The following is a 14,019-nucleotide window of genomic DNA, read 5'->3' on the forward strand; positions in this document are numbered from 1 at the left end:
TCAGGACTCCTTCCGTGCGTGCCGCTCATGGCGGCCGCCCCGTCGTTCCGCATCTGCGGGATGCGCGGAGCCCGGGTGGGTGCCGTACAGGGTCAGCACCGCCTGCTCCAGATCGGGCTCTTCCAGCACGACGTCGGTGACCGGCAGGGCGGCGAGGGCGGCGAGCAGGGGGCGGACGCCGTCGTGCACGCTCGCCTCCAGCCGTCCGTCCGGGAGGGTGGTCAGGCCGTCGACGCCGGGGACGCCACGCAGACGTTCGAGAGCGTCCTCGCGCTGCTGGTCGCCGTCCTCGAGCCGGACCCGCAGGGTGCGGACCGCGGTCGCCCGCAATTCCTCGACGCTCGCGTCCGCGACGATCGTCCCGGCGCGGAGGATCGCCACCCGGTCCGCGCTCTGCTGCAGTTCGCTCAGCACGTGGGAGCTGAGGAGGACCGAACGGCCGTCCGCGCGGACCTCGGCGACCATCGCCAGGAATTCCTGTTGGAGGAGTGGGTCCAGACCGCTGGTCGGTTCGTCCAGGATGAGGAGTTCGGGGTCGTGCATGAAGGCCTGGATGAGCCCGAGCTTCTGCTTGTTGCCTTTGGAAAGCTCGCGGACCTGCTTGTCCAGCGGGACGTTGAGCCGTTCGGCGAGCTCTTCGATCCGGCCGTGCCGCACGGGGCCGCTCAGCCGGGCGAAGTGCTGGAGGAGCTTGCGGCCCGTGACCCGGGATTCCAGGATCAGTTCGCCCGGAAGGTAACCGATCCTGCGGCGCAGCTCGGGGCCGGCGTGCCGTGGGTCCTCGCCCAGCACCCGGAGTGTCCCGCTGCTGGGCCGGATGATGTCCACGAGGCACCGGAGCGTGGTGGTCTTGCCGGCGCCGTTCGGCCCGATCAGGCCGAGGACGGAACCCGGCGGCAGCTCGAAGCTGAGCCCGTGGAGCACTTCGTTCCGTGCGAAGGACTTGTGCAGGGATTCGACGCTGATGCTGACTGGACTGGTACCGATTGAGCTGGTGCTGGACGACATGTCAGGCCTCCTGAGGTTCGTCGTGGTCCGGGGAGGTGGCCTCCCGGTAAGCCATGAGGAAGGCGTCCGTGGTGTAGAAGCCGTGGGTGTAGAGCTCCAGGCCCGGCCCGCCGATGCGCTGCATGACGCTCTGCCAATCGCCCTCCACTCCCAGGGCCTCCGCCGCGATCGGGCCGAAGGCGAGTGAGCCGACGCTGGTGAGAGCGGTGAGGACGGCGACCCCGCGGATGTCGGTGAAGGGCCGGACGGTCCCGTCCTCGATGCCGCTGCGGATCACCGACTCGCTCAGCTCCACCAGGTGCTGGAACAGTGAGGCGCTCGTGGCGGTGCCCTCCAGCAGCGCCTGGCGGAGATAGTCCATCTCCAAGGTGTAGCCCTCCGGATTGCGGTTGAACTCCGCCATGAGGTGTTTGAGTCCGCCGGGCCGCATCTTGCTGCTCGCCCGTTCAGTGGTCACGCCGAGAACCTGCTCGTCACAGGCTTCGCGCAGACCGGCGGCCGAACCGAAATGGTGGATGAGGAGGCCGGGACTGACCCCGGCCTCCGTGGCGATGGTGCGGAGGCTCGTTTTCGTGAAGCCGTCGCGGACGTAGAGCCGGATGGCCGTGTCGCGGATCCGGGCCTTGGTGGTGAAGTCGTTCTGCGGTGCTGAACGCATGTTTAAGATACTAAACAGGCGTTCAATGGAAGGGAAGAGGTGCGGGCCTGGGCGTCGTGTGAGTGGCGGGCTCAGTGGCCGGCGCGACGTCGTGCGCGACGGCGGGTGAGGCGCCCGAGCGCCGCCCAGCCGAGGCAGAGCACCACGACCGAACCCAGGGCGATCATCGCCACGGCGCTGTCGTGCCAGGAGAGGAATCCGGTGAGCAGGGGATGGTCGCGCTGGGTCTCGGGCGGGAATTCGTACCAATTGTCCGAGCCGCGGGTGTTCGACCACGCACGGCGTCGCCCGCCCAGCTGTCCCGCCAGTTTCGGGCGCACGATGGCGTTCACGAGCACGGCCACGGCGAGTGGAGCGCAGACACACACCAGGAAGCCCTTCTGTTCCCGCACCCACGTGATGATCCTCTGCCGCATCGGCACCCCCTGTCCCTTGGCCATCTTACGGACGTCGCCGCGGCGGAAACGGTCACGCCCTCAGCGGAAAGGGCGCGGGCACGGTGGCCAGGCGACGTTCGGGTGGCTACCGTGGAGACATGGCTACCGTAGACATCACCGGAGAACAGTTCACCGAGACCATTCAGGGCAACGACATCGTGCTGGTGGACTTCTGGGCCGATTGGTGCCGACCCTGCAAGATGTTCGCCCCCAACTACGCCGCCGTCTCGGAGAAGCACCCGGACGTCTTCTTCGCCAAGGTGGACACCGAGACCGAGCAGCAGCTGTCCGCCGAGGCCGGCATCACCTCGATCCCGACGCTCATGGCCTTCCGCGAGCAGGTCCTGGTCTTCTCCCAGCCCGGCGCCATGTCCGCCCCGCAGCTCGAGCAGCTCGTCGAGGCCGTCAAGGGCCTGGACATGACCGAGGTTCACGCTCAGGTCGCCAAGGCCCAGGCCCAGGCCGAAGCGGACGGCCCCGAGCAGGCCTGACCCCACGATTTCCGTGCCGACGGCCCGGTGAGCGCCCCAGCGGGCGCCGCCGGGCCGTCGTCGTCCGCGAGGCAGGAAGGGCGGCCTTCTAGACTGTCCGCATGAGTCTCATTCCCGAGCAGGACGAGCAGGAGCGGCCTGGCCGGAGCCGCGTCGCGACCGCAGCCGTTACCATCGGCGGGTTCGTCCTGCTGCTCTGGGTCATCGAGCTGGTGGACACCGTCACCGGCCACCGGCTCGACTCCTTCGGGATCAGGCCGTGGAACCCGTCCGGGCTGAGCGGGATCCTGTTCGCGCCGCTGCTGCACCTGGGCTGGGGACACCTGATCGCGAACACCGGTCCGCTGCTGGTCCTGGGTTTCGTGATCCTGCTGTCCGGGGTCGGGGCGTGGCTGCGCGTCACCGCCGTGGTCTGGCTCGTGGGCGGTATCGGCACCTGGCTCACGGGTGGGCCGGGATCGCTGCACCTCGGCGCCTCCGGGCTGGTGTTCGGCTGGATCGTCTATCTCGTGCTGCGCGGCGTCTTCACCCGAAGCGTGCTCCAGATCGCGCTCGGAGTGGTCATCCTCCTCGCCTACGGGGCCGTCCTCTGGGGTGTTTTCCCCGGTCAGACTGGGATCTCCTGGCAGGGGCACTTGTTCGGCGCGATCGGCGGAGGGCTGGCGGCCCGCCTCGAAAAGCCCCGGCAGGACAGCCCCGAGGTCTGGCCGCCGACACGTACCAACCAGTAACCTGCCTCACATGGACTCCTACACCGCCGGGGACGCCAGCGTCCCGCTGCTGAACCGGACGATCGGCGACGACTTCGAAACCGTCGTCCAGCGTTTCCCCGAGCGGGAGGCACTTGTCGAGGCGGGACTTCCCGGCCATCCTCCGCGCCGATGGACGTACCGCGAGCTGAACGACGACGTCGACCTCCTGGCGCGTGCTCTCCTCGCCGTGGGCATCGGCGTGGGGGAGCGGGTCGGCATCTGGAGTGCGAACTGCGCCGAATGGACGGTCCTCCAGTATGCGACGGCCAAGATCGGCGCCATCCTGGTGAACGTCAATCCCGCGTACCGCACGCACGAGCTCGAATTCGTGGCCCGGCAGAACGGCATGCGGATGCTGGTCCTCGCGCCGGACGACCGGAACAGCGACTACGTGGCCATGGCCCGAGCGGCCGTCGAGCACTGTCCCGAACTGCGGGAACTCGTCTTCCTGCCCGGCAACAACGAGACCGATCCGCAGCTGAGCCTGCGCGAGGGGGTCCCGCAGAGCCCCGGGGAATGGAGCTGGAACGGTCTGCTCGAGGAGGCCGCCGTCGTCGTGCCCGAAGCGCTCGCGGAGCGGATGGCGGGACTGGATCCGCACGATGCCATCAACATCCAGTACACCTCCGGCACCACGGGGTTCCCGAAGGGCGCCACCCTCACGCACCACAACATCCTCAACAACGGACACCAGATCGGCGCCCTCCTGAAGTACACGGAGGAGGACAAGGTGGTCATTCCCGTGCCGTTCTACCACTGCTTCGGCATGGTGATCGGGAATCTGAACATCTTCTCCTACGGGGGCACGGCGATCATCCCGTCGCGCTCGTTCAACCCGGCGGCCGCGCTGCGGGCGGTGCAGGAGTTCGGGGCGACGTCGCTCTACGGGGTGCCGACCATGTTCATCGCCGAGCTGGCCCTTCCCGACTTCGACTCGTACCGCCTCGAGACCCTGCGGACCGGCGTCATGGCGGGGTCACTCTGTCCGATCGAGGTCATGAAGCGTGTGATCGGGGAGATGCACATGAAGGACGTAGCCATCTGTTACGGTATGACCGAGACCTCGCCCGTCTCCACGATGACCCGGGAAGGCGACACCCTGGCTCAGCGCACCGAGTCGGTGGGACGCACGATGCCGCACTGCGAAAGCCGCATCATCGATCCGCTGAGCGACGAGGTGGTGCCGCGGGGTGAGATCGGCGAGCTGTGCACGCGCGGCTACGTCGTGATGAAGGGCTACTGGGATCAGCCGGACAAGACCGCGGAGGCCATCGACGCTGAGGGCTGGATGCACACCGGGGACCTCGCCCGGATGGACCAGGACGGCTATGTGGTGGTGGAGGGCCGTATCAAGGACCTCGTGATCCGGGGCGGGGAGAACATCTATCCCCGGGAGATCGAGGAGTTCCTGTACCAGCACCCGGACGTTCAGGACGTCCAGGTGATCGGTGTCCCGGATGAGAAGTACGGCGAGGAGCTCATGGCCTGCATCATCCTGAAGCCCGGGGCGCCTGCGCTGACGGTGGAAAGCCTCCGTGAGTACTGCGCGGGACGCCTGGCGCATTACAAGATCCCGCGGTATCTGGAGCTGCGGGAGAGCTTCCCCATGACGGTCTCCGGCAAGATCCGGAAGGTCGAGATGCGGGAGGAAGCGGTGAAGAGGATGGGGCTGTAGGGCTTCTTCGCGAATGCGGGGTCACTTAATGCCGGTTCCGGCCCCTTCGGACGGCATTAACTGACCCCGCATCGGGAGGTTGTGGATACCGTCAGCGGGTCGAGGAAATTTAGGCAAAGCTGGGAGCATGACCAAGCCGAAACCGCTCCCGGAAGGACTCCGGGCCCGGCCTTTCACGGTGCACGAGTCCCGGGATATGGGTGTCTCTCCGGGGCGGCTGCGTGCGAAGGATCTCGAAACGGCCGGCCGGCTGATCCGAGTGCCGAGCGGTGTGCTTCCCGACCTCCGGGAGCGGAGCAGGGTCCTGACGAAAGCGACGCCGACCGCGTGGGTCTCGCATCAGACAGCCGCCGTGTTGAGCGGACTGGGTCTGCCGTCGTGGCTGGTGGACGAGACGCAGGTGCACCTGAGCAAACCGCACGGTCTGCCGCGAGTACGTCGGGAAGGCGTGGTGGGGCATCGGGTTCGGGTCTTCCCTGGAGAAGTCGAGGAATTGGATGGCATCCCGATGTCAACCCCTCTCAGGACATGGCTCGATCTCGCGCATGCTCTTCCGTTGCCGTATCTGATCGCGATGGGGGATCAGCTGATCCGGATTCCGCGGGAACGGTTCGAGGGCCGGACGGATCCGTACGCGTCGCCGTCGGATGTCGCTGCGATCATCCGGAATCATCGCAAAATGAAAGGTGTCCGGAAGGCCGGGCTGGCCCTGGAGCAGATGCGGATCGGTGCTGATTCGCTCCCTGAGACGTTTCTCCGGCTCGCGATGCTCGAGGCCGGGCTGCCCGAACCGGAACTTCAGATCCGGGTGGATCCGACCGACCCGTGGTCGCCTCCCGCGGATCTCGGCTACCGGGAGTTTCGGCTGGCCATTCAGTACGAAGGGGCGCACCACAGAAGCCGGTTTCAGCAGAGCCGGGACAGTCGACGGGATGAGGCCTTCATCAACGCCGGCTGGCTCTACTTCAAGATGAATGCAGACGACCTTGCGGAAGGATTCGTCGGAGCGATCGAACGGATCAAACGCGGGCTTCGGAGAGCGGCTTGAATACGGGGTCACTTGATGCCGGTTGCCAGGTCCCGAGAGGACGTGATGTGACCCCGCAGTGCTAGGCGGCGGCAGACTCCACTCCGATGAGTTCGCGCAGCTCGTCTGCCTCCACGTTCGCCCCGAAGGCGGGGTTCCCCGGCTCGAGGCGTGCTCCCGCGGACAGCGGGCTCAGGACCACCGGATCGAAGCCCAGGGCGTCGACCAGGCCTGAGACCGCGTCCAGATCCGGTTCCAGGTCGCCCGCGACGGCGATCGCCTTCCGTCCGGGCGCCCCGGCGAGCCGGGCGCCTTCGTCCAGGTCGTGATAACCCATGTGGTTGAAGGCCTTCAGCACGCGGGACTCGGGCAGGAAATCCTGCACGATCTCGCTCGTGGACGTGGCAGGGTTCCGGAGGTCCTCGCGCAGGCCGTCCGTCTCCCACCAGTAGTTCATGGCGTCGATGACCGGCTTCCCGCGGAGTTCCTCGACCGGGAGGCTCTGGTACTTGCCCAGGGGCAGGGCGAGGACGACCAGATCCGCCCGTCGCGCGGCTTCCTCCGGACGCGCCGCGACGGCGCCCGGCGCCAGCACGGCGGTGATGAGGGAGATCTTTGCGGGGTCGCCGGAGCCCGAGATCAGCACCTTGTAGCCCGCCGCCACGGCCAGGCGGGCCAGGACGGTGCCCACCTTTCCGGCGCCGAGGATGCCGAGGGTGAGGGGGTTCTCCTGCTGTGCCGTCATGGTCGGACGCCTTCCGCTGGGCAAATGAATTGACACGTCAATAGTCCGCTCCTACAGTTGACATGTCAACTCGGGAGGAATCATGGCCCACGCACCACACCACCCCGGATCCGCCCGGGACCACCTGCCCACGCGGGAGGAACTGCGCATCTGGCGGAACTACCTGGAGACCGCTGAGGCCCTGCAGTCACGGCTCGCGGCGCGCTTTCTGAGCGAGACCGCCCTGTCCGCGGGCGACTATCAGGTGCTTCTGGCGCTGAGTGAGGCGGAACGGAACACCCTGCGCTCGTCCGAACTCGCGGATCTGGTCGGCTGGGAACGCAGCCGGCTGTCGCACCATCTGGGCCGGATGGAGAAGCGCGGACTCATCAGCAGGAACACCTGCACCGATGAGGCGCGGGGCATCGACGTCCGCGCCACGGACCACGGCCTGGAGACCTTCCGGGCGGCATCCGTCCCCCATCTGAAAGCAGTGCACGAGCTGTTCCTCGAGGCCTTCACCCCGGACGAGCTCGTGGACGTCGACCGGGTGAGCCACGCCCTGCGCCGGAATCTCGGACTCGACCGGGACGGCCGGAAGTGAGCGGCGCCGTGGCGGGCGACGGCGCCCGGCGCGCCGCCGTCGTCGTCATCGGGGCGGGGCAGGCCGGTCTCTCCGCCGGTCACCACTTGCGGCGCAGCGGCTTCGTCAGCGCGCTCGCGGAGCCGGACGCGGAGCGGGGCTTCGTGATGCTCGACGCCGAGGAGCGGCCGGGCGGCGCGTGGCAGCACCGCTGGGCGTCGCTCACCATGGCGACCGTCAACAACATCTTCGACCTGCCCGGACTCCGGCAGCCCTCGGTCGATCCGGGCACACCCAGCCGGACCGCCGTTCCGGAGTACTTCACCGCGTTCGAAGAGGCCGAGCATCTCCCGATCCTCCGGCCGGTCACGGTGCTTTCCGTGTCCCGTGTGGACGATGATCCGGCGGGCGAGCTCCTGGTCGAGACCAGCGCCGGCCGATGGATCGCCCGTACGGTGATCAATGCCAGCGGCACGTGGACCAACCCTGTGCTGCCCGACTACCCGGGACAGGACACGTTCCTGGGCCGACAGCTCCACACGAAGGACTACGTCTCCCTGGACGAGTTCGCGGGGCTCCGCGTGGCGGTGGTGGGCGGCGGGATCTCGGCCGTGCAGCAGCTCGAGGAGATCTCCCGGGTCGCCACGGTCCGGTGGTACACCCGGCGCGAACCGGTCTTCCGCGAGGCGGGATTCAGCCCGGAAGTCGAAGGGCGCGAGACCATTGAGAAGGTCACCGCCGACGCCGAGGCAGGCAACCCGACCGGCAGCATCGTCTCCTACACGCAGCTCGCCTGGACACCCTACGCGCGTGCGGCCAAGGCCCGCGGAGCGCTGGAGCGACGTCCGATGTTCACGGCCATCGAGCCCTATGGCGTGCGGGAGGCGGACGGCTCCTTCACCGGAGTCGACGTGATTCTCTGGGCCACCGGGTTCCGGCCGGCTCTGGCGCATCTGGAGCCGCTCGGCCTGCGCAACGCACGGGGAGGAATCGAGGTCCGGGGCACTCAGGTGCTGGCCGAGCCGCGGGTGCATTTGATCGGTTTCGGCCCCTCGCAGTCCACCGTCGGGGCCAACCGCGCCGGACGGGACGCCGTGAACGGGATCGTCCGGTTGCTCGACCGGGAGCGGGTTCCTGCCGGGGGCTGACGGCAGCCGTCCGGAGGCGTAGCGTGGCGGGTGGGCAGGCTTTCAGCGAGGAGAGGAACCCGAATGGCCGACGCGACACAGCCGGGACCACTGGACGTGACGTTCACCGCCACGCTCGTGACGAGTCCCGCCAAGGGCGGCTGGACCTATGTGCAGATGGACGGTTCGGCGGAGTTCTTCGGAACCCGTGGGCTCGTGCGGGTCAGCGGCACCGTCGACGGCGAGCCGTTCGAAAGCTCCTTCATGGCCCTGGGCGACGGCACGCACAAGCTGCCGATCAGCGCGGCGCTGCGGCGACGGAGCGGCAAGACCACGGGCGACGAGGTGACGGTTCACCTGACCGAGCGGCGGGCCTGAAGGGGTCGGCTTCGCGGTCTCAGTGGCGTCGATGATCCTGGATCGTCATCTTCGGTCCGAAGCGCGGCGCCCGGACTCCGGCCGCGTAGAGCATCCGGACGATCCGTTGCCTCTGGCCTTCCCAGGGGGCGAGGAGACGCAGCATCCCGGCGTCGTCGGTCCGTTCGCCGGTCAGTGCGAAGCCCACGAACTTGGCCAAGTGGTAATCGCCCACGGAGATGGAATCGGGATCGGCGTGCGTGCGCTGGGTGACTTCGGCCGCGGTCCACACCCCGATGCCTGGGATGCTCTGAAGCCCCGCGGCGGCTTCGGTGGCGCTCTTCTCCGCCAGCCGTTCGAGGCCCGACGCCGACCGCAGCGCTCGCAGGACCGTCGCCGACCGCTGGGGGCCGACCCCCGCGCGGTGCCACTCCCAGGACGGCACGCGCAGCCATTGAGCGGCCGACGGCGCCACCATCAGCCCGGCGGGAGCCACCCGGCCGGATCCCGGCGCCGGTGAGCCGAACCGGCGCACCAGATAGCGGTAGCCTCTGCGGGCCTCGAGCGTGGTGACTTTCTGCTCGAGAATCGTGGGCACGAGCGACTCGACCACCCGCCCCGTGGCAGGTGCCCGCAGGCCGGGGTTCCGGCGTCGTGCCTCTTGAACCAGGGGAGGCAGGGAGCTGTGGAAGGGGCCGGCGTCGAAGCTGGTCCAGTCGTCGGTGAGGCCGAGGAGGGCCGGAGCGGAGGCGATGGCGTGCGCCGCGCCGTCGCCCCAGGCCCGCGCCCTCAGCTTGTCCCGGTGGTGCGTGAGCAGGAGGGACACCGTGCCCTCGGGGGTACGGAATGCCATCCATATCCCACCCGGGTGCGGGGCGAAGGTGAGGTCGCCGTCGCCGCGTTGCAAGGGGAAGCAGGTGGCCGCGAGCGAGTAGTGTGCCGGCGCCTCCCAGACGCCTTCCGCGTCGGGCGACGCGGCGACCGGGACCGGGCGTGCGGCGGGTGCCGCAGTGCCGGAGGCACGGGAGACGGGAAGCACGGAGGTCACTGCAGCATCATGTCACGGGACACTGGACGCTTCCTTTCGCCGGGTCGTTTCATGGGGGTTCCTTTCATCGCCGCCGGGTGCGCGCTCACCGGAAGTCCCGCGAGGAGGTCTTGGCGCGCAGGGGAAGGGCTTCCAGCCGATCGGCCACCAGATTGATGACGCCCTCCTTGCTGCGCTCCATCAGGCCTCGCACCACCATGGCCTTGGCGGTCTGCGCGACGCGGCGATAGCGGGTCCACACCCCGACGCTGCACACCACGTTGAGGATCCCGGTCTCATCCTCGAGATTCATGAAGGTGATGCCCTGCGCGGTCTGAGGCCGCTGGCGGTGGGTCACGAGCCCCGCGACCTCCACCCTGGTGCCGTCCTCCGCGCTGCGCAGAGCCGTGATCCGCAGGACTCCGCGGGCGTCGAGGGGGCCCCGGGCGTGCCGGACCGGGTGGTCGTCCGTGGCGATGCCGGTGGCCCACAACTCATACGCCACGGCTTCCTCGTCACCCAGTTCGGGCAGGAGGGGCGGCTGGATGTAGGGCTGCGTGCCGGGGAGCTGACCCGGCCGTTCGAGCGCGGCCGAACCAGCCTGCCAGAGGGCCTCACGACGGCTGAGCCCCAGGGATTCGAAGGCTCCGGCCGAGGCGAGCGCTTCGAGCTGTTCCGCGGTGAGGCCGGTGCGCCGGGAGAGATCCGTCAGGCTGAGGAAGGGCCCGTTCACCTCCCGTTCGGTCACGATGCGTTCGGCAAGGTCCTTCCCGATACCCGTGACGGCGGCGATCCCGAGCCGCACGGCGTGGGTGCCGTCGCGGCGGTGGGCCTCGCTGTCATCCGGGGCTTCGGGATCGAAGAGCCCGACCTCCGGCTGGAGGGCGTCCAGGCAGGAATCGAGCCCGCGGGAGGGGGTCCTGTGGGATGAGGGCTCGTGGGATGAGGCTCCGCGGGATGAGGTCCTGTGGGATGAGCCCCCGTGGGATGAGGCGGGTGTCCGGGGAGTGCCGTGGCTCCGGGCGGAGTCCTGGTGCGCATCGCCGGGGTCCTCGCCGTCCTCCGGTTCGCCGTCGTCCGGCTCCAGGCAGGCTTCCGCCCGGGAACGCAGGATGTCCGGGCGCAGCACCCTCACCCCGTGGCGTCGGGCATCGGCCACCAGGGTCTGCGGCGAGTAGAAGCCCATGGGCTGAGCCCGGAGGAGAGCCGCCAGGAACGCGCCTGGGTAGTGCAGCTTGAGCCAGGAACTCGCATAGACGAGCAGCGCGAAGCTCAGGGAATGCGATTCCGCGAAACCGAAGTTGGCGAATGCCTTGATCTGCAGATAGATGGTCTGGGCCTCCTCCGGGCTCAGCCCGTTCTCCGCCATGCCGGCGAAGAGCTTCTTCTTCAGGCTGTCGATCCTCTCGATCCCGCGCTTGGAGCCCATGGCCCGGCGCAGGAGATCGGCGTCCTCGGCACTGCATCCGCCGATCGCCATGGCCATCTGCATGAGCTGCTCCTGGAACAAGGGGACGCCGAGGGTCCGTTTGAGGACCGGCTCGAGGAGAGGATGAGGGTAGGTTTCCTTCTCTTCCCCGGAGCGGCGCCGGATGTAAGGGTGGACGGCGCCGCCCTGGATGGGGCCGGGCCGGATGAGTGCGATCTCCACCACCAGGTCGTAGAACTCCCGTGGACGCAGGCGGGGGAGGGTGCTCATCTGAGCCCGGGACTCCACCTGGAAGACCCCCACCGAATCGGCCCGGCAGAGCATGTCGTAGACGGCGGGCTCCTCCTTCGGCAGATCAGCCAGGGTCCACCGCTCGCCGAAGTTCTCCTCGACCAGGTCGAAGCAGTACTGGAGCGCTGCGAGCATCCCGAGGCCCAGGAGGTCGAACTTGACGAGCCCCATCCACTCGCAATCGTCCTTGTCCCATTGCAGGACCGTGCGGTTCTCCATGCGTGCGTGCTCGATCGGCACCACTTCCCCCACGGGGCGTTCGGTCAGGACCATGCCGCCCGAGTGGATGCCGAGGTGCCGCGGATAGCCGAGCAGCTGCTCCGCGAGGGCGAGAACGGGTTCCGGGATGACGGCGTCGTCCGAGGGGCTGGCCGAATTTGATGCTCCCTTCGAGGAGGACGAGAACCCGGAGGGTCGTGACGACCTGGATGGCCCGGAGGAAGGGGAGGACTGCGGCCGGCCCTCCGTGGACTTGCCCTCCGCCTCATCTTCTTCTGCCGCGGCCGGATCCGCGGAGGATTCCCGGGCTACCGAGAGGGCGTCCCAGCGGTTCAGCTGCTTGGACCAGGCGTCTTGTTGCCCCTGGCTGTAGCCGAAGGCCTTCGCGACGTCCCGCACGGCGTTCTTGGGGCGGTAACTGATGACGTTCGCCACCTGTGCCGCATTGGCCCGCCCGTATTTGGCATAGACGTGCTGAATGACCTCTTCGCGCCGGTCCGAGTCGAAATCGACGTCGATATCGGGTTCCTCCTCCCGCAGGCTCGAAAGGAAACGCTCGAACGGCAGGCGGTACTTGATGCTGTCCACGGCCGTGATGCCGAGGAAGTAGCAGGCGGCGGAATTCGCAGCGGATCCCCGGCCCTGGCAGAGGATGCCCCGGCTCTTCGCGAACTGGGTGATCTCATGGACGATCAGGAAATAGCCCGGGAAGTCCTTCTTCTCGATCACGGCCAGCTCCTGCTCGACCCGCGCCCGCACCTCCGCCACGGGCGCCGGCCCACGCCACCCCGGCCCGGGAGTGCCATACCGTTCCGTGATGCCCTGCTCCACCAGTTCCCGCAGATACGACATGGGCGTATGGCCTGCGGGAACGTCCTGTTTCGGCAGTTTCGGGCGGGCCGACCGGAGGGAGAAGGACAGCTGATCCGCCAGGAGGACCGTGTTCTCCACCGCGCCCGGATACCGTTCGAAGCGCCGGGCCATCTCCGCCCCGCTTCTCAGATGAGCCCCGTCGCTCGCGGGGAGCCAGCCGTCCATCTCATCGAGGCTCCGGCGTGCCCGCACCGCGGCGAGGGCCGTGGCCAGCGGGTGGCGGGTCGGCTCCGCGAAATGCACCGCGTTCGTGGCGACGCAGGGCAGCCCCAGCCGGTCGGCGATCGCGGCGAGAGCGTCGTTGTGGGCGCTGTCGAGAGGGTTGCCGTGGTCGAACAGCTCGACGGCGACGCCGGCCGGCCCGAACCGCTCGACGAGGCGGCGCACGGCGTGTTCGGCGGCGGCTTCCGGACTGCGGAACCCGGCGTCCGCGCCGGCTCCCGCGAGGGCCCGCCGGACGGCCCCTTTCCGGCAGCCCGTGAGCACCACGGCGTGTCCGCGCAGCCGCACGGCGAGGTCGTCGAGGTCGAACACGGGGCGGCCTTTCTCCGCACCACCGGCCAGCTGGGCCTGGGTGATGGCTCCGGAGAGGCGGTGATATCCCTCTTCACCCCGCGCCAGCACCAGGAGATGCTCCCCCTCGGGATCGGCCACTCCGTTCTGCGGGGCGCTCAGACCGAGGGACAGCTCCGCGCCGAAGACGGTCCTGAGCCCGTAGGCTTCGGCGGCCTCGGCCAGTCGGACCACTCCGTAGAAGCCGTCGTGGTCCGTGATGGCCAGGGCATGCAGGCCCAGCTTCACGGCTTCTTCGACGAGTTCCTCCGGAGAGGAGGCGCCATCCAGAAAGCTGTAGTGGGAATGCACATGGAGCTCGGCGTAGGGAACGGTGGACAGGGTCCGGGCCGCCCGCTCGCGGCGTCCGCTCCGCGCGGGGCCCGGCTCCGCCGTCGTGCCCTCGCCTTCGTCTTCGCTTTCGCCGGAGCGCTGCGGGTCCGCGCTGAGAGATGAGCCGCTGAGAGGTGCGCCGTTGAGAGGTGCGACGCTGAGGGGCGAGACGGTGTCTGCGGCGGAGTCCACGTCGGCGGTCCCCGAGGCTGCGGCGAGCAGCTCGGGGAGCGGGATGTACGGGCCGCGTTTATGGGACCATGCGGGGCTGTCACCGCCGTCGCGCTCGATCGGAGCCCGTCCGGCGTCGGTGCGTTTGGTCTTCCGTTTCCCGGCACGCCGGACCTCGGTGCCGTCGAGGATGTCATGGAGCTGCTGCCATGGCATGGAGGGGTTGTTCCAGCCCACCGTCTTCTCCTTTCCGCGGTTCAGAGTGACCGCTGTTCAGAGTGGCTG

Annotated in this window: 13 protein-coding genes; 7 read left to right on the forward strand and 6 right to left on the reverse strand. The window is 68.6% G+C overall.

All coding sequences use genetic code 11. The features are described from left to right. From BLV63_RS05385 to BLV63_RS18760, 3 genes are all read right to left on the reverse strand, one after another. The gene (locus BLV63_RS05385) at nt 1-1,008 is read right to left on the reverse strand and encodes an ABC transporter ATP-binding protein (protein WP_074784060.1); all 1,008 of its coding nucleotides are present in this window, start codon (nt 1,006-1,008) and stop codon (nt 1-3) included. Between the two features lies 1 nt (nt 1,009). Further along, the gene (locus tag BLV63_RS05390; protein ID WP_066211743.1) at nt 1,010-1,666 is read right to left on the reverse strand and encodes a TetR/AcrR family transcriptional regulator; all 657 of its coding nucleotides are present in this window, start codon (nt 1,664-1,666) and stop codon (nt 1,010-1,012) included. Nucleotides 1,667-1,737: 71 nt separating this feature from the next. Continuing rightward, entirely contained in the window at nt 1,738-2,106 is a 369-nt protein-coding gene (locus BLV63_RS18760; RefSeq protein WP_217640441.1) for a hypothetical protein, read from the reverse strand. 95 nt (nt 2,107-2,201) lie between these two features. Between BLV63_RS18760 and BLV63_RS05400 the strand changes: the two genes are divergently transcribed. The 4 genes from BLV63_RS05400 to BLV63_RS05415 all read left to right on the forward strand — a co-directional run bounded on the left by BLV63_RS05400 (nt 2,202) and on the right by BLV63_RS05415 (nt 6,069). Continuing rightward, nucleotides 2,202-2,594 (forward strand): thioredoxin family protein, encoded by a 393-nt coding sequence (locus tag BLV63_RS05400; protein ID WP_066211737.1) that lies wholly within the window; start codon nt 2,202-2,204, stop codon nt 2,592-2,594. Between the two features lie 101 nt (nt 2,595-2,695). Continuing rightward, a complete protein-coding gene (locus tag BLV63_RS05405; protein ID WP_066211735.1) occupies nt 2,696-3,325 on the forward strand; it encodes a rhomboid family intramembrane serine protease in 630 nt (209 codons plus the stop codon). A gap of 10 nt (nt 3,326-3,335) precedes the next feature. Then, a complete protein-coding gene (locus BLV63_RS05410) occupies nt 3,336-5,021 on the forward strand; it encodes an AMP-binding protein (RefSeq protein WP_066211733.1) in 1,686 nt (561 codons plus the stop codon). A gap of 127 nt (nt 5,022-5,148) precedes the next feature. After that, on the forward strand, nt 5,149-6,069 hold the full coding sequence (locus BLV63_RS05415) for a hypothetical protein (RefSeq protein ID WP_066211731.1): 921 nt from the start codon (nt 5,149-5,151) through the stop codon (nt 6,067-6,069). 61 nt (nt 6,070-6,130) lie between these two features. Here BLV63_RS05415 and BLV63_RS05420 read toward each other — a convergent pair whose 3' ends face one another. Then, on the reverse strand, nt 6,131-6,793 hold the full coding sequence (locus BLV63_RS05420) for an NADPH-dependent F420 reductase (RefSeq protein ID WP_066211729.1): 663 nt from the start codon (nt 6,791-6,793) through the stop codon (nt 6,131-6,133). Nucleotides 6,794-6,875: 82 nt separating this feature from the next. Here BLV63_RS05420 and BLV63_RS05425 point away from each other — a divergent pair, with 82 nt between their 5' ends. From BLV63_RS05425 to BLV63_RS05435, 3 genes are all read left to right on the forward strand, one after another. Continuing rightward, nucleotides 6,876-7,376, forward strand: coding sequence for a MarR family winged helix-turn-helix transcriptional regulator (locus BLV63_RS05425; protein ID WP_066211727.1), 501 nt, complete (start codon nt 6,876-6,878; stop codon nt 7,374-7,376). Next, nucleotides 7,373-8,503, forward strand: a complete 1,131-nt coding sequence (locus BLV63_RS05430) for an NAD(P)-binding domain-containing protein (protein ID WP_254780480.1) — start codon at nt 7,373-7,375, stop codon at nt 8,501-8,503. The genes BLV63_RS05425 and BLV63_RS05430 overlap by 4 nt, the downstream gene beginning before the upstream one ends. A 63-nt stretch (nt 8,504-8,566) precedes the next feature. Then, nucleotides 8,567-8,860: a DUF1905 domain-containing protein gene (locus BLV63_RS05435; RefSeq protein WP_066211726.1), complete on the forward strand. Its 294-nt coding sequence runs from the start codon at nt 8,567-8,569 to the stop codon at nt 8,858-8,860. A gap of 19 nt (nt 8,861-8,879) precedes the next feature. Here the strand turns inward: BLV63_RS05435 and BLV63_RS05440 are convergent, their stop codons facing one another. Beyond that, complete coding sequence (locus tag BLV63_RS05440; protein WP_306306589.1) at nt 8,880-9,887, reverse strand: DNA-3-methyladenine glycosylase family protein; 1,008 nt, start codon at nt 9,885-9,887, stop codon at nt 8,880-8,882. A gap of 85 nt (nt 9,888-9,972) precedes the next feature. Continuing rightward, nucleotides 9,973-13,971 carry an error-prone DNA polymerase gene (locus BLV63_RS05445; RefSeq protein WP_066211724.1) on the reverse strand — a complete coding sequence of 1,333 codons (3,999 nt, stop codon included), beginning with the start codon at nt 13,969-13,971 and terminating at the stop codon, nt 9,973-9,975. Nucleotides 13,972-14,019: the final 48 nt, after the last annotated feature.

Origin of the sequence: Arthrobacter woluwensis, from assembly GCF_900105345.1 — a bacterium.
GTDB classification, from domain to species: Bacteria; Actinomycetota; Actinomycetes; order Actinomycetales; family Micrococcaceae; genus Arthrobacter_E; species Arthrobacter_E woluwensis.